General features: G+C 72.1%; 20 protein-coding genes, 1 pseudogene and 1 riboswitch. Of the genes and pseudogenes, 13 read left to right on the top strand and 8 right to left on the bottom strand.

The annotated features are described in order from the left end of the window. Positions 1–64: 64 nt before the first annotated feature. From ACFWPS_RS39635 to ACFWPS_RS39650, 4 genes are all read right to left on the bottom strand, one after another. Entirely contained in the window at positions 65–868 is an 804-nt protein-coding gene (locus ACFWPS_RS39635; RefSeq protein WP_383714872.1) for an enoyl-CoA hydratase/isomerase family protein, read from the bottom strand. Positions 869–996: 128 nt separating this feature from the next. Beyond that, on the bottom strand, positions 997–1,215 hold the full coding sequence (locus tag ACFWPS_RS39640; protein WP_046727957.1) for a helix-turn-helix domain-containing protein: 219 nt from the start codon (positions 1,213–1,215) through the stop codon (positions 997–999). 369 nt (positions 1,216–1,584) lie between these two features. After that, positions 1,585–3,183, bottom strand: coding sequence for an ABC-F family ATP-binding cassette domain-containing protein (locus ACFWPS_RS39645; protein ID WP_383714874.1), 1,599 nt, complete (start codon positions 3,181–3,183; stop codon positions 1,585–1,587). A gap of 92 nt (positions 3,184–3,275) precedes the next feature. Continuing rightward, complete coding sequence (locus tag ACFWPS_RS39650; RefSeq protein WP_383714877.1) at positions 3,276–3,896, bottom strand: hypothetical protein; 621 nt, start codon at positions 3,894–3,896, stop codon at positions 3,276–3,278. A gap of 566 nt (positions 3,897–4,462) precedes the next feature. Between ACFWPS_RS39650 and ACFWPS_RS39655 the strand changes: the two genes are divergently transcribed. Both ACFWPS_RS39655 and ACFWPS_RS39660 read left to right on the top strand, forming a co-directional pair. Further along, a complete protein-coding gene (locus tag ACFWPS_RS39655) occupies positions 4,463–5,353 on the top strand; it encodes a neutral zinc metallopeptidase (protein WP_383714880.1) in 891 nt (296 codons plus the stop codon). A 116-nt stretch (positions 5,354–5,469) separates the two neighbouring features. After that, positions 5,470–5,883, top strand: a complete 414-nt coding sequence (locus ACFWPS_RS39660; RefSeq protein WP_383714882.1) for a VOC family protein — start codon at positions 5,470–5,472, stop codon at positions 5,881–5,883. A 46-nt stretch (positions 5,884–5,929) separates the two neighbouring features. On the opposite strand, the gene ACFWPS_RS39665 is transcribed toward ACFWPS_RS39660, so the two are convergent. The 3 genes from ACFWPS_RS39665 to ACFWPS_RS39675 form a co-directional block, all read right to left on the bottom strand. Continuing rightward, on the bottom strand, positions 5,930–7,312 hold the full coding sequence (locus tag ACFWPS_RS39665) for a hypothetical protein (protein WP_383714885.1): 1,383 nt from the start codon (positions 7,310–7,312) through the stop codon (positions 5,930–5,932). 502 nt (positions 7,313–7,814) lie between these two features. Beyond that, positions 7,815–8,942 carry an alpha/beta hydrolase gene (locus ACFWPS_RS39670; RefSeq protein ID WP_383714888.1) on the bottom strand — a complete coding sequence of 376 codons (1,128 nt, stop codon included), beginning with the start codon at positions 8,940–8,942 and terminating at the stop codon, positions 7,815–7,817. Between the two features lie 202 nt (positions 8,943–9,144). Continuing rightward, the gene (locus ACFWPS_RS39675) at positions 9,145–9,879 is read right to left on the bottom strand and encodes a class II aldolase/adducin family protein (protein ID WP_383714891.1); all 735 of its coding nucleotides are present in this window, start codon (positions 9,877–9,879) and stop codon (positions 9,145–9,147) included. 196 nt (positions 9,880–10,075) lie between these two features. Here ACFWPS_RS39675 and ACFWPS_RS39680 point away from each other — a divergent pair, with 196 nt between their 5' ends. The 5 genes from ACFWPS_RS39680 to ACFWPS_RS39700 all read left to right on the top strand — a co-directional run bounded on the left by ACFWPS_RS39680 (position 10,076) and on the right by ACFWPS_RS39700 (position 14,082). Next, the gene (locus tag ACFWPS_RS39680; protein WP_383714893.1) at positions 10,076–10,840 is read left to right on the top strand and encodes a lysozyme; all 765 of its coding nucleotides are present in this window, start codon (positions 10,076–10,078) and stop codon (positions 10,838–10,840) included. 174 nt (positions 10,841–11,014) lie between these two features. Next, positions 11,015–12,259, top strand: a complete 1,245-nt coding sequence (locus ACFWPS_RS39685) for an anion permease (protein WP_383714895.1) — start codon at positions 11,015–11,017, stop codon at positions 12,257–12,259. Between the two features lie 19 nt (positions 12,260–12,278). Beyond that, complete coding sequence (locus tag ACFWPS_RS39690) at positions 12,279–12,506, top strand: hypothetical protein (protein WP_383714897.1); 228 nt, start codon at positions 12,279–12,281, stop codon at positions 12,504–12,506. A 247-nt stretch (positions 12,507–12,753) separates the two neighbouring features. Next, on the top strand, positions 12,754–13,611 hold the full coding sequence (locus ACFWPS_RS39695) for a helix-turn-helix domain-containing protein (protein WP_383714900.1): 858 nt from the start codon (positions 12,754–12,756) through the stop codon (positions 13,609–13,611). 24 nt (positions 13,612–13,635) lie between these two features. Further along, positions 13,636–14,082, top strand: a complete 447-nt coding sequence (locus ACFWPS_RS39700) for a hypothetical protein (protein WP_383714903.1) — start codon at positions 13,636–13,638, stop codon at positions 14,080–14,082. Positions 14,083–14,335: 253 nt separating this feature from the next. On the opposite strand, the gene ACFWPS_RS39705 is transcribed toward ACFWPS_RS39700, so the two are convergent. After that, entirely contained in the window at positions 14,336–14,677 is a 342-nt protein-coding gene (locus ACFWPS_RS39705; protein ID WP_383714905.1) for a DUF397 domain-containing protein, read from the bottom strand. A 127-nt stretch (positions 14,678–14,804) separates the two neighbouring features. Then, positions 14,805–14,947: riboswitch (cobalamin riboswitch) on the top strand. A 99-nt stretch (positions 14,948–15,046) separates the two neighbouring features. On the opposite strand from ACFWPS_RS39705, the pseudogene ACFWPS_RS39710 reads away from it, so the two are divergent. From ACFWPS_RS39710 to ACFWPS_RS39735, 6 genes and pseudogenes are all read left to right on the top strand, one after another. Next, positions 15,047–15,982, top strand: a pseudogene (locus tag ACFWPS_RS39710) (cobalamin biosynthesis protein); the annotation flags it as partial. Positions 15,983–16,164: 182 nt separating this feature from the next. Further along, positions 16,165–17,700 (top strand): cobyric acid synthase, encoded by a 1,536-nt coding sequence (locus ACFWPS_RS39715; protein WP_383714907.1) that lies wholly within the window; start codon positions 16,165–16,167, stop codon positions 17,698–17,700. Then, the gene (gene cobN, locus ACFWPS_RS39720) at positions 17,697–21,365 is read left to right on the top strand and encodes a cobaltochelatase subunit CobN (protein WP_383714909.1); all 3,669 of its coding nucleotides are present in this window, start codon (positions 17,697–17,699) and stop codon (positions 21,363–21,365) included. The genes ACFWPS_RS39715 and cobN overlap by 4 nt, the downstream gene beginning before the upstream one ends. Further along, entirely contained in the window at positions 21,362–23,386 is a 2,025-nt protein-coding gene (locus ACFWPS_RS39725) for a putative cobaltochelatase (protein WP_383714912.1), read from the top strand. The genes cobN and ACFWPS_RS39725 overlap by 4 nt, the downstream gene beginning before the upstream one ends. Beyond that, entirely contained in the window at positions 23,386–23,985 is a 600-nt protein-coding gene (gene cobO / locus ACFWPS_RS39730) for a cob(I)yrinic acid a,c-diamide adenosyltransferase (protein WP_383714915.1), read from the top strand. The genes ACFWPS_RS39725 and cobO overlap by 1 nt, the downstream gene beginning before the upstream one ends. Continuing rightward, positions 23,985–24,888: cobyrinate a,c-diamide synthase (locus tag ACFWPS_RS39735; protein ID WP_383714917.1), on the top strand; the 904-nt coding region annotated here is incomplete at its 3' end. The genes cobO and ACFWPS_RS39735, both read left to right, overlap by 1 nt.

Raw genomic sequence — 24,888 nt, forward strand, 5'->3', positions numbered from 1 at the left:
GGCTGGTCGCGCCCACCCGGCGGTAGCCGGATATCGAATGCAGCCCCGCGCCCCTGACGGGGCGCTACTCGCCCACCCCTGCAAGGTCCCGAAGCCGCCGGGCCTGCGCCTGACGCTCGGCAGCTCGCTGCTCGTCGTAGCTACGCCCCCCGGCGCCCAGCAGCAACGCCTTCGTCTCCACGACGGCGTCCCGCGGCGCAGCCAGCAGCGCGCCGGCCAGGTCCTGTACCGCCGCGTCGAGTTCGCCCACCGGCACGGCGACGCTGGCCAGCCCGGAAGCCACCGCCTCCGCGGCCTGGACGTACCGTCCGGTCGCGCAGATCTCCAGCGCGCGGGCGTAGCCCACCAGTGAGACGAGCGGGTGCGTGCCGGTCAGGTCGGGCACCAGTCCGAGGCTGGTCTCGCGCATGGCGAACTGCACGTCGTCCGCGACGACGCGCAGGTCACAGGCGAGGGCCAGCTGGAAGCCGGCCCCGATGGCGTGTCCCTGCACGGCGGCGATGGACACGATGTCGCTCTGCCGCCACCAGGTGAACGCCTCCTGGAATCCGGCGATGGCCGCATCGAGTTCGGCGTCGTCACGGCGCGCGAGCTCGACGAAGGTCGGCTCGCCCGGGATCCCCTCCGGCGTGAACATCTGCCGGTCGAGGCCCGCGGAGAAGGACTGGCCCTCACCGCGCAGCACGACGACCCGGACGGACCCCGGCAGCGACCGCCCGGCCTCGGCCAGCGCCCGCCACAGTGCGGGGCTCTGGACGTTTCGCTTGGCCGGGTTGGTCAGCGTCACCGTGGCGAGCGCGTCGTCGACGGTGAGCCGTACGCCGTCCTTGTCGAGAACAGGAGCGAGGTCCTGGTCGGGCGAAGCCATGGGGCGCCTCCGATGTGTGCGGTCATCACGCATTGCCTTACGGCATGCTAAGTGACTGCACAGTAACCACCCGGCCGATCACCCGACCGACCGGGTGGCCACCATCGAAGCCGATGGGCCGCCCGGGGTCAGGACGCGGCTTTCTTGCCCCGCGTCGCCCCGCCACGCCCACGCAGCGTGACACCCGATTCGCTGAGCATCCGGTGGACGAAGCCATACGAGCGGCCGGTTTCCTCGGCCAGTGCCCGAATGCTCGCACCGGAGTCGTACTTCTTCTTCAGGTCTGCCGCGAGCTTGTCGCGCGCGGCGCCGGTCACCCGGCTGCCCTTCTTCAGAGTCTCGGCCACCCGTGCCTCCTCATGGGAAGTGCGCTCTGGTCCCCTCATGATCACCCCTCCGGGGCGCGATGGCCACCCATTCGGCAAGGTCCGTGAGACATCGTTGTGACGACAGGAGCGCATCCCCACATACGGAATCCGCGATTCCGGCGAGGGCTGTCCGCAGGGCCGGACGGGCTCATCCGCGAAGTGCCAGGTCAGAAGCAGAAAGCGGCCGATCCCTTGTCGACAAAGGGATCGGCCGCAAAATCGATGTAGGACACACCTCGATACGAGGAGATCTCACACAGATGATGGATCACCGATAGGCCGAATGATCCATAGCCAGTGGATCAGGCATTCGATCAAACGAGGGCGACGCGATCGGATCTTCGGATCTCAGGCGAGCGCGACCAGATCCGCGTAGTCGGCGCCCCACAGGTCCTCGACGCCGTCGGGCAGCAGGATGATCCGCTCGGGCTGGAGCGCCTCCACGGCACCCTCGTCGTGGGTGACGAGGACGACCGCGCCCTTGTAGGTGCGCAGGGCGCCGAGGATCTCCTCGCGGCTGGCGGGGTCGAGGTTGTTGGTCGGCTCGTCCAGGAGCAGGACGTTCGCGGAGGAGACGACCAGGGTGGCGAGGGCGAGCCGGGTCTTCTCGCCGCCGGAGAGGACACCGGCCGGCTTGTCGACGTCGTCGCCGGAGAACAGGAACGAGCCGAGCGTCTTGCGGACCTCGACGAGGTCCAGGTCGGGCGCCGCCGAGCGCATGTTCTCCAGGACCGTGCGCTCCGGGTCCAGGGTCTCGTGCTCCTGGGCGTAGTAGCCGAGCTTGAGGCCGTGCCCCTCGATGACCTCGCCGGTGTCAGGCTGCTCGACGCCGCCGAGCAGCCGCAGCAGGGTGGTCTTGCCGGCGCCGTTGAGACCCAGGATGACGACCCGGGAGCCCTTGTCGATGGCCAGGTCGACGTCGGTGAAGATCTCCAGCGAGCCGTACGACTTCGACAGGCCCTCGGCGGTCAGCGGGGTCTTGCCGCAGGGCGAGGGTTCCGGGAAGCGCAGCTTGGCGACCTTGTCGGAGACGCGGACGGCGTCCAGGCCGGACAGCAGCTTGTCGGCGCGGCGGGCCATGTTCTGCGCGGCGACCGTCTTGGTGGCCTTGGCGCGCATCTTGTCGGCCTGCGAGTGCAGTGCGGCGGCCTTCTTCTCGGCGTTGGCACGCTCCCGCTTGCGGCGCTTCTCGTCGGCCTCGCGCTGCTGCTGGTAGAGCTTCCAGCCCATGTTGTAGACGTCGATCTGGGAGCGGTTCGCGTCCAGGTAGAAGACCTTGTTGACGACCGTCTCGACCAGGTCGGCGTCATGGGAGATCACGATGAATCCGCCGCGGTAGGTCTTCAGGTAGTCGCGCAGCCAGACGATCGAGTCCGCGTCCAGGTGGTTGGTCGGCTCGTCGAGCAGGAGCGTGTCCGCGTCGGAGAACAGGATCCGGGCCAGCTCGATACGGCGGCGCTGACCGCCGGAGAGCGTGTGCAGGGGCTGGCCGAGCACCCGGTCGGGCAGGCTGAGCGCGGCGGCGATGGTGGCGGCCTCGGCCTCGGCGGCGTACCCGCCCTTGGTGAGGAACTCGGTCTCCTGGCGCTCGTACTGCCTGAGCGCCTTCTCGCGGGTGGCGCCCTGGCCGTTGGCGATGCGCTGTTCGTTCTCGCGCATCTTGCGGATCAGGATGTCGAGGCCGCGCGCGGAGAGGATGCGGTCGCGGGCGAGGACGTCGAGGTCGCCGGTGCGGGGGTCCTGCGGGAGGTAGCCGACCTCGCCGGAGCGGGTGACGGTGCCCGCGGCGGGGATGCCGTCACCGGCCAGGACCTTGGTGAGGGTGGTCTTGCCTGCGCCGTTGCGGCCGACCAGGCCGATGCGGTCGCCCTTGGCGACGCGGAACGTGGCGTTCTCGATGAGGATGCGGGCACCGGCGCGCAGCTCGATACCGGAGGCGGAGATCACGGACAGACTCCAGAGCGTACGGAAAGTGACGGGTGGGCGGCTGAGGACGTTCCCGCCGTCTAATGCGCGAGGAGAATGGCCATGGGCCAAGTCTAACGGGGCGGCGCAAGCACTTTTTCGGTGCGCGGGTGTTCGGGGCGGCCCGCGCCGGGCCTGTCGTTGCCCAGCGGTGTGCGGTGCGGAGCGATTCCGCCCAGGTCGTCCACGGCGACGAGCTGCGCGGTCCAGGCGCCGTGCGCGCAGGGCTGGGCGACGAGCAGGGCGGGGCCGTGACGTACGGCACGTTCGGGGCGGAACGCGCAGCCCGCGCGGGCGGGCAGCACCCAGCGCAGGTCGCCGTCGGCGGTGCGGTACGCGGCGATACGGGCCGGGGTGACGACCGCGAGGATGCCGCGGCCCAGGGGGCGCAGGACGCCGGTGCCGCCCCGGTCGCGCAGCCAGTCGGTCGCCGCGGGCAGGGCGCGGTGCCAGCGCACGGAGCGGCCGTCGGTGTCGGTGACGAGTCCGTCGTCCCAGACGGTGAACGCGTGACCGCGCGTGGGCAGCACGCTGAGCGGGCGGCGCCCCACGCGCGCGTACCGCCAGCGCAGGGTCCGCCCGTCGTAGGCCTCGACGACGTCGCCACGCGCGCGTGCGGTGGGCGCGGGCGGGCCGGGGGTGAGGCGGTCGCCGTAGGGGGCGGGACGGATCTGGTGGGCGACGGAGAGGAGCACGGCCGCGAGGAGGAGGACGAGGGCTGGGCCGACAAGACGCTTGAGCGGTCTGCGGGCGGGGGGTGCTCCCGGGAGGGCGGTCGGAGGCCGCTGTGGGAGAGCCGCCGAAAACTGCTCCGGAACGGTGGTCCGGGGCTGCTTGGGCCGGGCGGTCGCACACGGCTCGGGGCGGGCGGTCGGGGACTGCTCGGGGATGGCCGTCGGAAACTGGTCGGGGATGGCCGTCGGAGACCGCTCAGGGAGTGGAGGCTGCTTGGGGAGTGCCGTCGGAGACCGGTCGCGGTGGGCGCTCGCAGACCCTTCCGGGCGGGCCTCGGTGTCGGGTGGCTCGGTCCTCCTGTGGTGCAGAACCGCCACCCCTTCCCCCCTTCGGCGCCCCGGCGGGCGCCCCTGTGCCATGAGTCAGGCGGAGAGCGTAGCCATGCCCGGGACGGGCGGGCGGGCGTGACGCGGGGGCGGGGCGGGACGTCGCCCGTTCGGGCGTTCGTCCGGTCATCGGCGCGAAGTGGCGGCGCGGATGGCGCAAGGTGGTGGTGGGGGACGGTGCGAGCAGAAGGCGGTGCCCCATGCAGTTCGACGACGACGCGAACCTGGACACCTCCGAGGTGCAGGACGTGCGGGGCAGCCGGATCCCGGGCGGAAAGGCGACCGTCGGCGGCGGCCTGGTCGGCCTGATCGCGCTGCTTCTCGCCCTGTTCCTGGGTGTCGGCCCGGACCAGCTGGGCCTCTCCTCCGGGGACAGCTCGCCCGCGCCCGCCTCCTCCTCGCTGGCGCAGGTACAGCAGAGCTGCCGTACCGGACAGGACGCGAACACCAAGGAGGACTGCCGGACCGTGGCCGTGGTCAACAGCGTGCAGGACTTCTGGACGCAGGAGTTCCAGCGCCGCCACGGCACCTACACGGCCGCCCCCACGGTCTTCTTCAGCGGGCGGGTCGGCACCGCGTGCGGGACGGCGACCGCGGCGGTGGGGCCGTTCTACTGCCCGGGCGACCGGAAGGTCTATCTGGACTTCGGCTTCTTCGACGAACTGCGGTCCAGGTTCGGGGCGAGCGGCGGGCCGTTCGCCCAGGCGTACGTCGTGGCGCACGAGTACGGGCACCATGTGCAGGACCTGATGGGCACGTTGAGCAGGTCGCAGTCCAACCTGACCGGCGCGAACAGCAATTCGGTGCGGGTGGAGCTGCAGGCCGACTGCTACGCCGGGGTGTGGGCGCACCACGCCACGACGACGAAGGACAAGTCGACCGGCCGGCCGCTGATCACCAGTCTGACGGCCGCGGACATCCAGGACGGGCTGGACGCGGCGGCGGCCGTGGGCGACGACCGGATCCAGGAGCGGTTCCAGGGACGGGTGACGCCGGAGACGTGGACGCACGGGTCGGCGCAGCAGCGGCAGCAGTGGTTCTACCAGGGGTACCGGAGCGGGGACATGGCGCGCTGCAACACCTTCCGCTGAGCCGCCGACCTGCAACGACGGTGCGGGCCGGGGACGTTGTCAGTGCCGGGTGCAAGACTGGGGACCAGGTCGGAACGAAGGCTTTCGGGGGACCGGTACACGAGGGAGTGATCGGGATGACGGGCACGAGTGGCGGGCGGCCGAGCATCTATCCGTCGCTGCTGTACGCGGACGCGAAGGCGGCGATCAAGCAGCTGACGGAGGCCTTCGGCTTCACCGAACTGTCGGTGTACGAGGGCGAGGACGGCATGGTGCTCCACGCCGAGCTGGTGCAGGGCAACGGCGCGATCATGCTGGGCTCCAAGGGCCGCGGCGGCCGGTTCGACGCGGCGATGGAGGGTGCGGGACCGACCGGGGTGTACCTCGTCGTGGACGACGTCGACGCACACCACCAGCGCGCCGTGGACCACGGCGCCGAGATCCTGATGCCCCCGACGGACCAGGACTACGGTTCGCGGGACTACATGGCCCGGGACGTCGAGGGCAACATCTGGAGCTTCGGCACGTACGCGCCTGAGATAGGGGTCTGATCCGCCCCGGTCCGCCCCGTCCGGCCGGCCCGGTCCGTCGCTGCCGTCAGCCGCCGGTGTGCACCTGGAAGGCGGCCCTGCGGACGGCTTTGGCCAGCGCCGGGTCGGGGTGGGCGGCGGCGAGCGCGACCAGGACCTGCACGGTGCGCGGGTGACCGACCGCGCGCACCTCGTCGAGCAGCACGGGGACGGTGGGCTGCAGCGCCGACTCCAGGTGGCGGACCAGCAGCGGCGCCTCACCGTGGTCGGCGACCGCGGCGGCCGTGTCCACCCAGAGCCAGGTCGCCTCTTCCCTGGTGAGCACCTCGTGGGCGTCCTCGGGATCGACCCCGTCGTGCTCGGCCAGCCACAGCAGGGCGTACGGCCGCAGGGTCGGCTCGTCGGCTACTGCTCGGACGTCCGGTTCGGCAGGGGCGCCGACGACGCGCAGCGCCTCGAAGGCGAGGCCGCGCAGCAGGGCGTCCTCGCCGCGGGCGGCGTCCACGAGTTCGGTGACGGCGCCGCCGACGGGGCGGGCGGCGAGCCAGGCGCGGTACTCGGCGCGGGCCGCGTTGGGCCGGAGCTGGGCGCAGCCGCGCAGCATCTCCTCGGCGGCTACCTCGATGTTCCCGGCGGGGCTCTGCGCGGCGACGCAGATCTGCTCCAGCTTGACCCAGACCGCCCAGCTGCCCAGCGGGGTGAGGGTGGCCTGGCCGTCGCCGTAGGTCAGCGCGCCGACGGAGGCGAGGGCGTGCAGGGACCAGTCGAGGAGAGGGGCGAGCTCGGCCTCGTCGGCGGGGGCCGGATCGTCGGCCGGGATGTGGTCCGCCGGGTCGGCGTCGGCGGAGCGCACGGCGGCGAGCGGCCCGGCGGTCCCGGTCTCCGGGTCGTAGGGGACCTCGCAGCGCTCGGTGCGCAGTTCGGTGACGCGCTGCCCCAGCAGGTCCAGGAGCTGCTCGACCGGGACGGGACCGGCGGACAGCTGGAGGAAGGAGAGCACCTGGGGCATGGCCGAGACGACCTCGGCGACGGCGGCGGCCTCGAACTCCGCGGGCTCCGGGTGGGCGAGCGACCAGGCGTCGAAGAGGGCGACCCAGCCGCGCAGCACGGCGCTGTCGTCGCGGTCCCAGGCGCGCAGACGCCAGCCGGGGCGTGCGCTGTCGCCGTGCACCTCGACCAGACCGGCGAGGCGGGCGGTGTCCCAGTCGGCACGGATCTGAGCGGCGGTCAGGCCCAGGTCCTCGGACGCGCGTTCGGCGGACGCGTCGGAGAGGGTGGCCTTGCCGTCGGCGGTGGCGCCGTCGCTGCCGGGCCCGAGGGCGGCGTCCGCCCAGTGGGCCACGCGGGCCGCGCCGGCGAGGCCGAACCGTGCCATTCTGGCCAGCTCGGCGGGGGCCGGGGTGCCCTCGGGCGGGCGGGGTGCGGGGCGGCGCGCGGGCCGCTGGTTCATCGCTCGGGGGGCGGCGGCCAGGGGTCGCGTTCGGACGAGTCGAAGCCTTGAGTCGCGCGGGATACGGGACGTCACGGGTGCAGTCTTCCGGTTGACGGTCCGAAAACCCAAACGGAATGTCACGGCGGGCGACGGGGCTGGCCAACGCACGGGGTGCGAGGGGAGGCGAGGGGACATGTTCAGGCCAGTGGTACGGCCTTAAACGGAACCTTCGGAACCGGCTGGAATCGGGGTCTCCGGCTTGGGACGGGGAGAGGCCGGGGACGCGGAGGGGAAGGACCGGCGGGTGCGGGAAGAATCACATCGGGGGTGCCATCGGACGAAGGGGCGCGCAACAGGGGGCGCGTGCGTCGAAGGGCGCACGCGTCAGGGGGCGCACATCGAACGGCGCGCGCATGCGGGACCGCGCGAATGCGGGACCGCGCACATCCGGCAGCGCGCACACCAGGGAGCGCACGCGCCGGAGCGCGTCACATCGTGGGTGTATCGCATCCGCGGCACATCACATCAGCGGTGTGAGGAACCGGCGCAGTCGTTCCTCGTACTCCTCCGGGTCGGCGTTCCACATCGCGCCGTGCGGGGCGTCCGGGACGGTGTGCAGGGCCACCCGGTCGGGGCGCCGCTCGGCGAGCCGGCGGGAGTACGCCCAGGGGGCCACCATGTCCTCCGGGCCGTGCACGATCAGGGTGGGCACGGTGAGGTGGTCCGGGTCGACGGGGTCGACGGCATGGTCGGCGTGCAGGCCGGCGCGGCCCTGGGCGGCGCGCACCGCGAGCGGCAGCAGGGGCTCGGGAGTGTGCCGGGCCTGGGCGAGCGCGCGCAGGGTGGCCTCCCAGCTGAGCACCGGGGAGTCCAGGACGAGGCCGGAGATCCGTTCGCGCAGTGCCGAGTGGGCGGCGGCGCGCAGCGCCATGGTGGCTCCGGTGGACCAGCCGTACAGGACGACACGGCGGGCGCCGTAGCGGACGGCGTAGCGGATCGCCGCGTCCAGGTCGCGCCACTCGCTCTCGCCGAGGTGGTTCAGGCCGTCCGGGGGGCGTGGAGCGCCGAGGTCGCCGCGGTAGGAGAGGGCGAGGACCGGCAGGCGCCGGGCGTGCAGGAACGCCATGACGTTCATGGGGTGTTCGCGGGTGGTGCCGAGGCCGTGCACCGCGATCACCCAGGTGTCCCGGTGGCCGGGCACGAACCAGGCGGGCAGCGCGCCGAGTTCGCCTGGCAGGTCGATGTCGGCGTACTCCAGGCCCAGGGCGGTGCCGGGGTTGCCGATGTGGACATTGGCGGTGAGCCAGGCCCTGTCGCCGGTCTCGAAGGTGCCGTGGGTCACCCGCTCCAGCCGCCGTACGACGGTGTCGGCGGTGTCCGCGGCGGCCTCCAGGACGGCGCCGACGACCGCGTGCGAGCCGTCGCCGGCCAGGCCGTAGGTGCCGGGGCGCAGCGAGGCGAGGTCGCGGGTGAGGGTGATGCGGCCGGCCGCGGTGCCGTGCACGGTGAGCCGGGGTTCGGTGGGCAGGGGCCGGCCGGGCGGTGCCTTCAGCGCGGCGTCACTGGCGAACCGTCCCGCGACCACGCCGGCCGCACCGGCGGCGAGTACGGCACCGACGGCAGCGGCCGTGACTTTGACTGGGCGCACCTGTCCAGTGTCGGGGCGGACACCGACGGCGGCCAGTGGAGCGGAGAGGGCTTCCGTGAGCAGGGCGGGCTTCCGAGCGGAGCGGGCTTTCGAGCGGGCGAGGGATGGTCCGGCACCGCGGGAGTGGTCCGCCGCGGCTCAGCGCCGTCGCTGCGGACCAAGGGCGAGGACGAAGGCGAGGACGAGGGCGATCCGAGTGGGCTCAGTCCCGTCGCTGCCCATACCCCCGCAGCCGCTCTCCGGCCTCCGTGATCTGTTCCGGGGACAGCAGGCTCGGGGTCAGACCAGGCACCGAGGACGCCGTCAGCCACAGCCGGCACATCCACTCCAGCTGGGCGGTCCGGTCGTAGGCCTGGGTCAGGGTGGTGCCGTAGGTGATCGTGCCGTGGTTCTGGAGGAGGCAGCCGGAGCGGTCGGTCAGGGCGCGGAGCATGTTCTCGGCCAACTCGTCGGAGCCGTACGTCGCATACGGGGCAACCCGGACCGCGCCGCCGAGGGCGGCGGACATGTAGTGGATCGCCGGCAGCTCGGGGACGAGTGTCGAGACGGCCGTCGCGTGGACGGCGTGGGTGTGGACGACCGCCCCGGCGTCGGTGCTGTCGTAGATCGCGAGGTGCATCGGCAGTTCGCTGGTCGGGACCAGGGTGCCGAGGACCTGGCGGCCGGAGAGGTCCACGCCCGTCACGTCGTCCGGGGTGAGCCTGTCGTACGGCACGCCCGACGGCGTGACCAGCACGGTGTCGCCGACGCGGACCGTGACGTTGCCGGAGGTGCCGACGACCAGTCCGTCGGACACCGTGCGGCGGGCCGTGGCGACGAGTTCGCGCCAGGCACTCGCCTCCTCCGCGCGTACATCCCGCCTTCGCGGCTCCGACACACCCTGTGCGCCGGCGCGTCCGTCCCGTCCGTCACGCGCGTCCCGCCGCTGCTCGACCATGGCCCGATCCTGCCAGGCGACGCCCCAACCGGCCCGCGCGGCAGGGCACTTTAGACCGGACGTCCCGAATCCAATAGAGCGCAAATCGCCACAAAGCCTTCCATTTCCCGGCTTGGCCGAAGATCGCCGAGGATACGCCGATCTTCCAATAATCTCTGGACGATTTTTCGTACACGTCGCCATTCCGGGGGGAAACATGGCCCGTGACCGCATTCCGCCGTCCCGCCACCGCATCCGTGTCCGCGCGCCGGTGGCGTCCGTGGCGGCGCTCGTCCTCGCGGGGACCGCGGCCGCGCTCGCCGGGACACCGGCGTCCGCGGCGAGCCTGCCGAGGGGGCACGACGTCTCCTCGCACCAGAAGAGCGTCGACTGGCCGAGCGCCAAGGCGAAGGGAGCCAGGTTCGTATACATCAAGGCGACCGAGTCCACCACCTACCGCAACCCGTACTTCGGCCAGCAGTACAACGGTTCGCGCCAGGCGGGAATCGTGCGGGGCGCATACCACTTCGCCCTGCCGGACAAGTCGTCGGGCGCCCGGCAGGCCGCGTACTTCGTGAGCAACGGCGGCACCTGGACGGCGGACGGCTGGACGCTGCCGCCCGCGCTCGACGTCGAGTACAACCCGTACGACAAGAAGCACAAGTGCTACGGGCTGAGCCACTCCGGGATGGTCACGTGGATCAGGTCCTTCAGCGATGAACTGCAGCGGGAGACCGGCCGGCGACCGGTGATCTACACGACCACCAACTGGTGGAACCTGTGCACCGGCGGCAGCGGCGCGTTCGCCGCCGACCATGCGCTGTGGATCGCCCGCCACGGCTCGGCGGACGCGGGAACGCTGCCGGCCGGATGGTCGTCCTGGACCTTCTGGCAGTACGACAACAGCGGCAGCCTGCCGGGTGACCAGAATCTCTTCAACGGGTCGGCGGGCCGGCTGAAGTCGTTCGCCAAGGGCCGCTGACCAAGGGGGGACTGGGCCGCCGGACCGACACCGGGACGGCGGCCCCGGTCCGCCCCGCCCCCAGACATCGCAAAGTCGATTCCAGACACCGCCAAGACCGCCTCAGTTCACCTTCCGTTCATCCAGGTTGCCTACGGTCCAACAGCCAATGACCTCGAAAGATTGCCTGGGTAAATGGAAAACTTCTCGCTGATCTTGGCGATTGTGGTGGTCACCGCACTCGCGTTTGATTTCACGAACGGTTTCCACGACACCGCCAACGCGATGGCCACCACCATCTCGACCGGTGCGCTCAAGCCCAAGATCGCGGTGACCATGTCCGCCGCGCTCAACCTGGTGGGCGCCTTCCTCTCGGTGGAGGTCGCCAACACGATCTCCAAGGGTCTCGTCGACGAGAACGGCATTCGTCCCGAGGTCATCTTCGCCGCGCTCGTCGGCGCCATCCTCTGGAACCTCGTGACCTGGCTGGTGGGCCTGCCCTCCAGTTCCTCGCACGCCCTCATGGGCGGTCTGATCGGCGCCACCGTCGCCTCCGCCGGCTTCGGCGCGGTCCACGGCGACGTGCTCGTCACCAAGGTCCTGCTCCCGGCGGTCGCCGCCCCCGTGGTCGCGGGCCTCGCGGCGATGCTCTCCACCCGCCTGTCCTACGCGATCGGCAAGAACGCCGACGACAACGCCACCCGCAAGGGCTTCCGCGCCGGCCAGATCGCCTCCGCCGGACTGGTCTCGCTCGCGCACGGCACCAACGACGCGCAGAAGACGATGGGCATCATCACCCTCGCGCTGATCGCGGGCGGCTCCATCGCCCCCGGTTCGAACCCTCCCACCTGGGTCATCCTCTCCGCCGGCCTCGCGATCGCGCTCGGCACCTACATCGGCGGCTGGCGGATCATCCGCACCATGGGCAAGGGTCTGACCGACCTCCAGCCGCAGCAGGGCTTCGCCGCCCAGACCAGCGCGGCCACCGCGATCCTGGCCTCCTCCCACCTCGGCTTCTCCCTCTCCACCACGCACGTCGTCTCCGGTTCGGTGATGGGCGCGGGCCTCGGCCGCAAGGGCGGCACGGTCCGCTGGTCCACCGCGACCCGCATGATGGTCGCCTGGGTGCTCACGCTCCCGGCCGCCGCGCTGGTCGGCGCCCTCGCCGAGTCCGTGACGGACCTCGGCGACTGGGGCACGGCGGTCGTCGCCGTCTTCCTCGTGGCCGCCAGCGCCACGATCTGGAAGCTCTCCCGCCGCGAGGCCGTGGACTCCAGCAACGTCGTCGGCACCGACGAGCCGGCCGGTGTCGTGACCACGGCGATCGCCGCCGTGACCCCGCCGCCCGCGGGCACGGTCACGGAGGACCTGACCGCCACGATCCCCGCCCCTTCCCCCGCCCCGGCTGCTCCCGCGACCGACCCGGCCGCCACCGTCTGACCCCCGAGGAAGAAGCGACATGAACATCGACTGGGCAGCCATCGGCTCCGTCTTCGGCGTCAGCCTCGTGGCCACGGTGGGCCTGGTGGCCCTCTTCACCCTCGGCATCAAGGGCCTCTCCGCCCGCGAACGCGCCACCGCCCAGGGCAACTCCGCGACCCTGGCCGCAACCGCCGCCTACCTCTGCTTCGCCGGCTGCGCGGCCGCCGTGGCATGGGGCATCCACCTGATCGTGGCGAAGGCCTGAGGGCTCGGGCGAACCACCCCTCCACACCGTCCCGCGGGGCGGGGAAGCGCACATTCACGCTTCCCCGCCCCGCGTTTCGCATGTCCTGATCAGACGTAGCCGACACGCCACCATCGGGTCGCCACATCCACGGGAAATGGCGAAGTGACATATGGCATATTGGGCAGAGCCACCTGGTATGGTCGAAGCGATCCCAGCGTTCCGCCAGCCCCACGCTTCGGCCCAGACGCAGAGAAATGAGAGCAGGATGCCCCGGCCATTGGATCCGAGCCTGAACCGACGCAGGCTGCGCATCGAGCTGCGCAGGGCCCGGGAGAAGGCCGAGTTGACTCAGCGCGAGGCGGCCGAAGCCCTGGAGTGGTCCCTCTCCAAGATCATCCGCATCGAGGCCGGCACGGTCAGTATTTCGGTCACCGACCTGCGGGCCCTGCTCACCCGCTACGGAGTGACGGACGCTCAGCTCGTCTCCGAGTTGGAAGAGGCGGCCCGGGGCTCCAAGGGACAGAGTTGGTGGACACCCTTCGCCGACGTACTGAATCCGCCGTTCACCCAGTACCTGGGATACGAGAGCGCCGCCGACACCGTACGCACTTACCATGCCATTGCCGTCCCGGGCTTCCTGCAGACGGAGGACTACGCGGAGGCACTGCTCGCCCCTCAGGCTCCGAAAGAGCGGGTGCGTCGCGTCGTGGAGCTGCGCACGGCCCGCCAGGACCGGCTCTTCGAGGGAGACGAGTCCCCCGAGTTGATGTTCGTGGTGGACGAGGCGGCCCTGCGCCGCCGGATCGGTGAACCCGCCGTGATGCGGCGTCAGCTGCAGCACCTCAAGAACCTGATGGAACACCCCCGGGTGACCCTCCAGGTGCTGTCCTTCGACGCGGGCGCCCACTACGCGACGCTCGGCAGCTTCATCCTGCTCGGTTTCAGGGACGACGACGACCTGTTGTGGCTGGAGCACGCGACGGGGCAGATCGCGGTCCGGGACGACCACGAACTCATCGCCCGGTACCAGGAGTGCTTCGCCCTGCTCACCGACATGGCACTCAAGGGTGATGACGCCGTCGCCCTGATCGACGACGCGGCACGGAGCTTCGGCACCAGTTAAGCCATGAGCCCTACGGGAGGGGCGATGGGGCGGCTCACCGAACAACTTACTGCAGCACTGCGGTTCCGGGGACGTGAGCGCTTCCATGTGACGACGGAGGCCGCTGCGCCCCCTGAGGAGCCGCAGCGCAGCAATCCCCTGTCGGACAACGAGTTACTCGACCGCATCACCGACCACGACCCGAAGACCGAGAATTTCAAGGCCATTCGCCATGCCGAGAGCAATCGGCGCATAGCGGAGGACCAGGCGTTCTCCAGAACCGCGATCCAGAGGTTCGCCACCGCGACCCTGTGCATAGTCGTGGTCATACTCTCCTTGGGCTTCCTCTGCTACGCGGCTCGTGGCATCCACCTGTCGATACCAAGGCCTGTGGCGATCGCTCTGGGACTGGCCGCCACGAGCGCCGTCAGCGCGGTCGGTGTCGCTCTCGGCCGTTTCCTGCGGCGCCCGGGCCGGGGCGGGCAGGAGTGAGGTTCACAAGACGGCGGACCGGATCGAGGCCGTATCCCCAGCCCACGCCCCCGGCCAAGGCGACGACCAGCGCCACCGCCGCCCAAACGATCAGCTTGTTCCTGGTGCCGTCCGCCAAGAGCGAACTGGCCGCTCCCGCCACGCTCGCCACCAGACCGCACACCACGCAGTACCCCGCGAGGACAGGCCCGTCAGTTCGGTGTGTCCCCCGGCGTCCGATGTCGCTCCACATCTGGCTCCCCTCCCAGGTCGGTCACATCCGCTCGGCGTCACTTAAAGGGTGCGATCTGAGCCCCACGAGAAACAAGTGCCAAGGGCTGCGCGCGAGATGGATGATTGCCGAGCCTGTCGGATCCTTCGTGTCGCGGACCAGCACCACTCCCGAGACGACGGCAATCCCTACACAGGTATCGCCGTTCAACGAATGGCTGCTGATCCGCCACGCACTCGCGGACGGGCCCCCGTCGACCACACCGACCTCCTCGACTCGCGAGTTCGCGTCTCGAAGCTGTCCGCCGATGTCAGCAAACCGTAGCGTCGCCGCACGCAGCCGCACAGACCCCCCGAGGAATGGGCCGCAAACGCCCTCCGCCACTCGCCCTACCGCTCGCCGGACTCTCTTTTTCAGTCTAGAGAGACCGGACCCGGTCGGCCAATGACCAAACCGGCCTGTGTGTGGGCCTCAGCACACTCCTCCGTAGCAGGTCAACGGCAAGTTGACGGGTCTTCCAGGGGCGTGGTGGACTGCCCGAGCCATGTACGGCGGCAAGGGAGGAAGCCGGTGTGAATCCGGCGCGGTCCCGCCACTGTCACCGGGGTAGCAATCCCCGGGAGCCAGGAACTCTCACCGCCGGTCTCGTCGAGCCAGGGCGCGGACACCCTGAGTGAGGACATATCGCCATGCGCGGCTGCCGACCGAGGTTCAGTACCCGGCCCGTCCCCGACCCCGCGGCCGGCTGAGCCGATGGGTGCCGATCGCGTCTTCGCGTACGGCGCCGCCGCCGGCCTTCTCGGTGACCTGCTGCTCGGCGACCCGCGCCGGGGGCATCCGGTCGCCGTGTTCGGGCGGGCGGCCGGGGCCGTGGAGCGGGTGCTGTGGCGGGACCACCGCGGGTGGGGCGCGCTGCACACCGCTGTGTGCGCCGGTGGCGCCGTGGCGCTGGGCGCCGTCGCCCAGCGGGCCGTACGACCGTCCACCGCCGCGTCCGTCGCGCTCACCGCGGCCGCCACCTGGGCCGTCGTCGGGGGCACTTCGCTCGCCGGCGAGGCCCGCGCCGTCGGGCGGGCCCTGGAGGCGGGCGACGTCGAGGCGGCCCGGGCGCGGCTGCCGCATCTGTGCGGACGGGATCCGCAGGCCCTGGACGCCGACGGGATCGCCCGGGCGGTCGTGGAGTCCGTCGCCGAGAACACCAGCGACGCGGTCGTCGGGGCGCTGGTGTGGGGGGCCGTGGGGAGCGTGCCCGGGCTGGTGGGGTTCCGGGCTGTCAACACCCTGGACGCCATGGTGGGCCACAAGTCGGCCCGGTACCGGCGGTTCGGGTGGGCCTCCGCGCGGCTGGACGACGTGGCCGGGTGGCCGGGGGCGCGGCTGACCGCCGTGCTGGCCGCCGTGGCCGGGAGCGACCCCAAGGGAGCGGTACGGGCCTGGCGGACCGATGCCGTGAAGCATCCGAGTCCCAACGCCGGGCCCGTGGAGGCGTCGTTCGCGGGGGCGTTGGGGGTGCGGCTCGGGGGGACGCTGTCGTATGGCGGGCGGGTCGAGCATCGGCCGGTGCTGAACGGGGAGGGGCGGGCTGTGGAAGTCGCGGACATCGATCGGGCGGTGCGGTTGTCGCGGCGGGTGGGGTGGCTGGCGTTGGGGGTGAGTGCGGCGACCGCCTTGCTGCGGGGGCGGGTTGCAAAGTCCCCGGCGCTGTCGGCTGTGCCCACCCTCCCCCACGCTGGGCTGCGCTCGCGCGGGGGGACCCCCATCGCCCTGCGGGACGACCGCCCACAGCAGTTGCGGGTCGACCGGCCGCAGCAGTTGCGGGTCGACCGGCCGCAGCGGTCGCGGTCGGCCGTGCAACGCCCGGGGGGTTCCTCATGAACAACGGCGGGCTCCTCGTGGCCGGTACCACCTCCGATGCCGGGAAGAGTGTTGTCACCGCGGGTATCTGCCGGTGGCTGGTGCGGCAGGGTGTGAAAGTGGCGCCGTTCAAGGCGCAGAACATGTCGCTCAACTCCTTTGTCACGCGCGAAGGTGCCGAGATCGGGCGGGCGCAGGCCATGCAGGCGCAGGCCTGCCGGGTGGAGCCGACCGCGCTCATGAACCCCGTGCTGCTCAAGCCCGGTGGCGAGCAGAGCAGTCAGGTCGTGCTGCTCGGCAAGCCGGTCGGCGAGCTGAGCGCGCGCGGGTACCACGGTGGGCGGCAGCAGCGGCTGCTCGGGACCGTGCTCGACTGTCTCGCCGAGTTGCGGGGCACGTATGACGCGGTGATCTGTGAGGGGGCCGGCAGTCCGGCGGAGATCAACCTGCGCCGGACCGACATCGTGAACATGGGGATCGCCCGGAACGCCGGGTTGCCCGTGCTCGTGGTCGGGGACATCGACCGCGGGGGCGTCTTCGCCTCCTTCTTCGGGACCGTCGCGCTGCTCTCGCCGGAGGACCAGGCCCTCGTCGCCGGGTTCCTCGTCAACAAGTTCCGGGGGGACGTCTCCCTGCTGGAGCCGGGCCTGGACATGCTGCACGGGCTCACCGGGCGGCACACCTACGGTGTCCTCCCCTTCCGGCACGGGCTCGGCATCGACGAGGAGGACGGACTGCGGGTGTCCCTGCGGGGGACCGTCCGGGAGTCGAACACGGCCCCGCCCGTCGGGGCGGACGTGCTCCGGGTCGCCGTCTGTGCGATCCCGCTGATGTCCAACTTCACCGACGTGGACGCGCTGGCCGCCGAACCCGGCGTGGTGGTGCGGTTCGTGGACCGGCCCGAGGAGCTGGCCGACGCCGATCTCGTGGTGATTCCGGGGACCCGGGGAACGGTCCGGGCCCTGGAGTGGCTGCGGGAGCGGGGGCTGGCCGAGGCGCTGCGGCGCCGGGCCGCCGAGGGGCGGCCCGTGCTCGGGATCTGCGGTGGCTTCCAGATCCTCGGCGAGCACATCGAGGACGAGGTCGAGAGCCGCAAGGGTGCCGTCGACGGGCTCGGTGTGCTGCCCGTGCGCGTCCGGTTCGCCCGGGAGAAGACCCTCACCCGGCCGGTGGGAGAGGCCCTCGGCGAGCGTGTCGAGGGGTACGAGATCCATCACGGGGTCAGTGAGGTGACCGGCGGGGAGGCGTTCATCTCCGATGGCAAAGGACACAGCCTGGACGGGTGCCGGGTCGGGCAGACCTGGGGCACGCACTGGCACGGCTCCCTGGAGTCGGACGGTTTCCGGCGGGCCTTCCTGCGCGAGGTGGCGGCCGCCGCGGGACGCCGGTTCGTGCCGGCCCCCGACACCTCGTTCGCCGCGCTGCGCGAGGAGCAGCTCGACCGGCTCGGCGACCTGATCGAACAGCACGCGGACACGGACGCGCTCTGGCGGCTCATCGAGTCGGGCGCGCCGCAAGGACTGCCTTTCATTCCACCGGGAGCGCCCGCATGAGCACTGTGTTGTTGTTGTCGACCGCAGACACCGATCTGCTGGCGGCCCGGGCCGCCTCCGGTGCCGACTACCGGATCGGCAATCCGACGCGCGTCGACGTCACGACGGAGCTGCCCGCGCTCGTCGAGGGCGCGGACATCGCCGTCGTACGGCTGCTCGGCGGCAAGCGTGCCTGGGAGGACGGGCTCGCCGCACTGAAGGCCACCGGTGTCCCGACCGTGCTGCTCGGCGGTGAGACGGTGCCGGACGCCGAGCTGATGGCCGAGTCGTCGGTGCCGGCGGGTGTGGTCGCCGAGGCCCTCAGGTACCTCGTCGAGGGCGGCCCCGCCAACCTCACCGAGCTGGCCCGGTTCCTCTCCGACACCGTGCTGCTGACCGGCGAGGGGTTCGTCGAGCCGCAGCAGATGCCCGAGTACGGCGTCCACGGCTCCCGTACCCGGGAGAGCGGCCGGCCGACCGTCGGGGTGCTCTTCTACCGGGCCCATGAACTGAGCGGCAACACCGCCTTCGTGGACACCCTGTGCGAGGCGATCGAGGCACGCGGCGCCAACGCCCTTGCGGTGTACTGCGGTTCGCTGCGCGGGGCGGACGCCGGGCTGTACGAGATCCTCGCCGAGGCCGACGCGCTGGTCGCGACCGTCCTGGCGGCCGGCGGCACGCACGCCTCGCAGGCCTCGGCCGGCGGCGACGAGGAGGCCTGGGACATCGGGGCGCTGGCCGACCTCGACGTGCCGGTGCTGCAGGGCCTCTGCCTGACCTCCTCCCGGCAGGCCTGGGGCGAGTCCGACGCCGCCCTCTCCCCCATGGACGCGGCGATGCAGGTCGCGATCCCGGAGTTCGACGGACGGCTGATCACGGTTCCCTTCTCCTTCAAGGAGCAGGGCCCGGACGACGTCCCGGTGTACGTCGCCGACCCCGAGCGGGCCGGACGCGTCGCCGGGATCGCCGTACGGCACGCGCGGCTGCGGCACAAGCCGAACGCGGAGAAGAAGATCGCGCTGGTCTTCACCGCGTACCCGACCAAGCACTCCCGGGTCGGCAACGCGGTCGGCCTCGACACGCCCGCCTCGGCGGTACGCGTGCTGGACGCGCTGCGGGACGCCGGATACGCGGTGGAGGGACATCCTGACGACGGCGACGAGTTGATCCACCGGCTCATCAACGCCGGTGGCCACGACGTCGAATGGCTCACCGAGGAGCAGCTGGCCGCCGCGCCCGCGCGGGTGCCGCTCGCGGACTACCGGGCGTGGTTCGAGAAGCTCGACCCGGAGCTCAGGGACGCGATGACCGAGGCGTGGGGCGAGCCGCCGGGCTCGCTGTACGTCGACGGCGACGACATCGTGCTGGCCTCCCTCCAGTTCGGGAACGTCGTCGTCATGATCCAGCCGCCGCGCGGCTTCGGCGAGAACCCGATCGCGATCTACCACGACCCCGACATGCCGCCGTCCCACCACTACATGGCGGCGTACCGGTGGCTCGACAACTCATTCGGGGCCGACGCGGTCGTCCACATGGGCAAGCACGGCACGTTGGAGTGGCTGCCCGGCAAGGGTCTCGGCCTCAGCGGCGGGTGCGCGCCGGACGCCGTGCTCGGCGAGCTGCCGCTGGTCTACCCGTTCATCGTCAACGACCCCGGTGAGGGCACCCAGGCCAAGCGGCGCGGGCACGCCACGGTCGTGGACCACCTGGTGCCGCCGATGGCCCGTGCCGACACCTACGGCGACCTGGCCAAGCTGGAGCAGCTGCTCGACGAGTACGCGCTGGTGTCGGATCTGGACCCGACGAAGGCACCGGCCGTCCGCGCCCAGATCTGGACGCTGGTGAAGGCGGCCGAGCTCCACCACGACCTGCACGTGGACGAGCAGCCGGAGGACGACGACTTCGACTCGTTCGTCATGCACATCGACGGCTATCTGTGCGAGATCAAGGACGTGCAGATCCGCGACGGGCTGCACATTCTGGGTGGCGGCCCGGTCGGCGAGCCGCGGGTGAACCTGGTGCTGGCCGTGCTGCGCGCCTCGCAGGTCTGGGGCGGGCAGGCCAACGCGCTGCCGGGGCTCAGGGCCTGCTTCGCGGCCCATTTCGGGCTGGTGGAGAAGGAGTTGCTGGCCGAGCCGGGCGCGCCGGTGAAGGTGCCGGTGGAGCTGACGGATCTCGTCGAGGGTCCGTCGCGTACCGCCGCCGACGCGATCGACCTGCTGGAGCAGCTGTGCCGCCGGGTCGCGGAGGGGATGGAGCAGCGGGACTGGGCCGCCGCCGAGAGCCGCGCGCTTGTACGGGAGGTCCTTGGCACCGAACTGCCTGACGGGGTCTCGGTGTTGGAGTTCGCCTGCAACGAGGTCGTACCGCGCCTCGCCCGGACCACGGACGAGATCGGGCACATCCTCAAGGCCCTGCACGGTGGTTACGTCCCGGCCGGTCCGTCCGGCTCCCCCACCCGCGGCCTGGTCAACGTCCTCCCCACCGGCCGGAACTTCTACTCGGTCGACCCCAAGGCCATTCCGTCCCGGCTGAGTTGGGAGGTCGGCCAGTCGCTCGCGGACTCGCTGGTGCAGCGGTACCTCCAGGACACCGGCGAGTACCCGAAGTCCGTCGGCCTGACGGTGTGGGGCACCTCCGCGATGCGCACCCAGGGCGACGACATCGCCGAGATCCTGGCGCTGCTGGGCTGCCGTCCGGTGTGGGACGAGGCGTCGCGGCGGGTGACCGGCTTCGAGGTGGTCCCGCTCGGCGAGCTGGGCCGGCCGCGCATCGACGTCACGGTGCGGATCTCCGGCTTCTTCCGGGACGCGTTCCCGCACGTGGTCGGGCTGATCGACGACGCCGTGCGCAGGGTCGCCGACCTGGACGAGCCGGCGGAGTCCAACTACGTGCGGGCCCACGCCGACGAGGACACGGCCGGGCACGGTGACCGGCGGCGCGCGACCGCCCGCATCTTCGGCTCCAAGCCGGGGGCCTACGGCGCCGGACTGCTGCCGCTGATCGACGCCCGCAACTGGCGCTCCGACGCCGACCTCGCCGAGGTGTACGCGGTGTGGGGCGGTTACGCCTACGGGCGCGGCCTCGACGGGCGGGCGGCGCGCGGGGACATGGAGACCGCGTTCAAGCGGATCGCCGTCGCCGCGAAGAACGTGGACACCCGCGAGCACGACCTCGTGGACGCCGACGACTACTTCCAGTACCACGGCGGCATGGTCGCCATGGTGCGCCATCTGACCGGCGCCAACCCCGAGGCGTACGTGGGTGATTCGGCCACGCCGGACCAGGTGCGGACCCGGACGCTGGGCGAGGAGACGCACCGCGTCTTCCGGGCCCGGGTGGTGAACCCCCGCTGGATGGCGGCCATGCGCCGGCACGGCTACAAGGGCGCCTTCGAGATGGCGGCGACCGTCGACTACCTCTTCGGCTACGACGCCACCGCCGGGGTCGTGGACGACTGGATGTACGAGAAGCTCAGCGCGGAGTACGTCTTCGACGCGGAGAACCGGGACTTCATGAAGAAGTCCAACCCGTGGGCGCTGCGCGGGATCACCGAACGGCTCCTGGAGGCCGCCGACCGGGGCCTGTGGGCCGGGCCGGACGCGGACACCCTGGAGCGGCTCCGCGCCACCTACCTGGAGCTGGAAGGCGACTTGGAAGGCAACTCGGAGGGCGACGACCAGTGAGTACCCCGTTCCCGTTCACGGCCGTCGTCGGCCAGGACGACCTGCGGCTCGCGCTGCTGCTGAACGCCGTCTCGCCGGCGGTCGGCGGAGTGCTGGTGCGCGGCGAGAAGGGCACGGCGAAGAGCACCGCCGTCCGCGCCCTGTCGGCGCTGCTGCCGGCCGTGGACGTCGTCGCCGGCTGCCGTTTCTCCTGCGACCCGGCCGCCCCGGACCCGGCCTGCCCGGACGGCCCGCACGAGCCCGGCGCCTACGAGTCCCGCCCGGCGCGCATGGTCGAACTGCCGGTCGGCGCCTCCGAGGACCGGCTGGTCGGCGCGCTGGACATCGAACGTGCCCTGGCGGAGGGCGTGAAGGCCTTCGAGCCGGGCCTGCTGGCCGACGCGCACCGGGGCATCCTCTACGTCGACGAGGTCAACCTCCTCCACGACCACCTGGTCGACCTGCTCCTTGACGCGGCCGCGATGGGCGCGTCGTACGTGGAGCGCGAGGGGGTGTCGGTCCGGCACGCGGCGCGTTTCCTGCTCGTCGGGACGATGAACCCGGAAGAGGGCGAGCTGCGGCCGCAGTTGCTCGACCGGTTCGGGCTCACCGTCGAGGTGGCCGCGTCCCGCGAGCCCGACCAGCGGGTGGAGGTCGTGCGGCGGCGGCTCGCGTACGACGACGATCCGGCCGGTTTCGCGGTGCGTTGGGCCGGCGAGGAGGCCGCCGTACGGCAACGGATCGTGGCGGCACGGGAGTTGCTGCCGTCGGTGCGGCTGGGCGACGGGGCGCTGCGGCAGATCGCGGCGACCTGTGCGGCCTTCGAGGTCGACGGGATGCGCGCCGACATCGTGATGGCGCGGACCGCCACCGCCCTGGCCGCGTGGGCGGGGCGGACCGAGGTGCTGGCGGAGGACGTGCGCCAGGCGGCTCTGCTGGCGCTGCCGCACCGCAGGCGCCGTAATCCCTTCGACGCGCCGGGACTCGACGAGGACAGGCTGGACCAGACGCTGGAGGAGTTCTCCGGCGCCGACGAGGACCCGGGCGAGGACTCAGGGGACGACGATCCCGGTCCGGAGGGTCCCGGTGGGGGTGGCGGGCAGCCGGCGCCCGACGACGGCGGTCCGCAGGGCGGGGACACGGGTGCCCGGCCCGAGGCCGGGGAGGACGGCGAACCGCAGACCTCCGGCGGCACTTCGGGCGAGCAGGCTCCGGTGCGGGCCGCCGAGCCGTTTCGCACCAAGGCGCTGAGCGTGCCGGGTCTCGGCGAGGGTGCCGCCGGGCGGCGGTCCCGGGCGCGGACCGAGCACGGTCGTACGACGGGTGCGCGACGGCCGCGGGGTGCCCTGACCAAGCTGCACCTGGCGGCGACCGTGCAGGCCGCCGCCCCGCATCAGCGGGCGCGCGGGCGGTCCGGGCCGGGGCTGGTGCTCCGGCGGGACGATCTGCGGCAGGCGACCCGGGAGGGCCGCGAGGGGAACCTGGTGCTGTTCGTGGTCGACGCGTCCGGGTCGATGGCGGCCCGGCAGCGGATGAGCGCGGTGAAGGGGGCCGTGCTGTCGCTGCTGCTCGACGCGTATCAGCGGCGGGACAAGGTGGGGCTGGTGACCTTCCGGGGGGCCGCGGCCGACGTGGCGCTGCCGCCGACGTCGTCGGTGGACGCGGCCGCGTCCCGGCTGGAGTCGCTGCCGACCGGTGGGCGTACGCCGCTGGCGGCCGGGCTGCTCAAGGCCCATGACGTGCTGCGGGTGGAGCGGTTGCGGGATCCGGCGCGGCGGGCGCTGGTCGTGGTCGTGACGGACGGGCGGGCCACCGGCGGCCCGGAGCCCGTCGCGCTCGCCGGTCGGGCGGCCCGGCTGTTCGCGGCCGAGGGGGTCGCCTCCGTGGTCGTGGACTGCGAGTCCGGGCCGGTGCGGCTGGGGCTCGCCGGGCAGTTGGCGGGTGAGCTGGGCGGTACGGGGGTGACGCTCGACGAACTGCGGGCGGACTCGATCGCCGGGCTGGTGAAGGACGTTCAGGGTCGTTCGAGGAGGGCCGCGTAATGCCGCAGGGACAGCCGAGTGTCGTGCCCGACGACGGTCTGACGACCCGGCAGCGGCGCAACCGGCCGCTCGTCGTGGTGCACACCGGGATCGGGAAGGGCAAGTCCACCGCCGCCTTCGGGCTCGCGCTGCGGGCCTGGAACCAGGGGTGGCCCATCGGGGTGTTCCAGTTCGTCAAGTCGGCGAAGTGGAAGGTCGGCGAGGAGAACGCGCTGCGGGTGCTGGGCGCCTCCGGCGAGGGCGGCTCCGTCGACTGGCACAAGATGGGCGAGGGCTGGTCCTGGGTCCAGCGCGACGCGCAGATGGACAACGAGGAGAAGGCCCGGGAGGGCTGGGAGCAGGTCAAGCGGGATCTGGCGGCCGAGACGTACCAGCTGTACGTGCTGGACGAGTTCGCGTACCCGATGCACTGGGGGTGGGTGGACACCGACGAGGTCGTCGAGGTGCTGCGGAACCGGCCCGGGACCCAGCATGTCGTGATCACCGGGCGGAACGCGCCGGAGAAGCTCGTCGACCTCGCCGATCTCGTCACCGACATGTCCAAGGTCAAGCACCCGATGGACGCGGGGCAGAAGGGGCAGAGGGGCATCGAGTGGTGATGTCCTCGTCCGTGCCCCGGCTGGTCGTCGCCGCGCCCTCCTCGGGCAGCGGCAAGACCACCGTCGCCACCGGGCTGATGGCCGCGTTCGCCGCGCGGGGGCTCGCCGTGTCCCCGCACAAGGTCGGACCGGACTACATCGACCCCGGGTACCACGCGCTCGCGACCGGGCGGGTGGGGCGGAACCTCGACGCGTACCTGTGCGGTCCGGAGCTGGTCGGTCCGCTGTTCGCGCACGGTGCGCGGGGCTGTGACCTGGCCGTCGTCGAGGGTGTGATGGGGCTGTACGACGGGGCCGCGGGGGAAGGGGAACTGGCGTCCACCGCGCATGTCGCGAAGCTGTTGCGGGCGCCGGTGGTGCTGGTGGTGGACGCGTCGTCGCAGTCGCGGTCGGTGGCGGCGCTGGTGCACGGGTTCGCGTCGTGGGATCCGGAGGTGCGGGTCGGGGGCGTGATCCTGAACAAGGTGGGGTCGGACCGGCACGAGGAGTTGCTGCGGGAGGCGCTGGAGGCCTCCGGGGTGCCGGTGTTCGGGGTGCTGCGGCGGGTGGCTCAGGTGGATACGCCGTCGCGGCATCTGGGGTTGGTGCCGGTGGCGGAGCGGCGGGGGGAGGCGGTGGGGGCGGTGGCGGCGATGGCCGCGCAGGTCTCCGACGGGTGTGATCTGGAAGCGCTGATGGGGCTGGCGCGGGGGGCCGGGGCGTTGCCGGGTGCGGCTTGGGATGCGGCTGAGGCGTTGGCTTCCTCGCCCCCGCCGCCCCTACCCGTCCCGTCACCAGGGGCTGCCGCCCCTTCGACCCCGCCTTCGGGGGCTGCCGCCCCCGGACCCCCGCTTCGGCCCGAAGGGCCTCGTCCTCAAACGCCGGACGGGCAGGAGGGGGTGCAGGCCGGCCGCCGTCCTCGGA

Source organism: Streptomyces sp. NPDC058457 (genome assembly GCF_042720695.1).
In the GTDB taxonomy this organism is placed as follows: domain Bacteria; phylum Actinomycetota; class Actinomycetes; order Streptomycetales; family Streptomycetaceae; genus Streptomyces.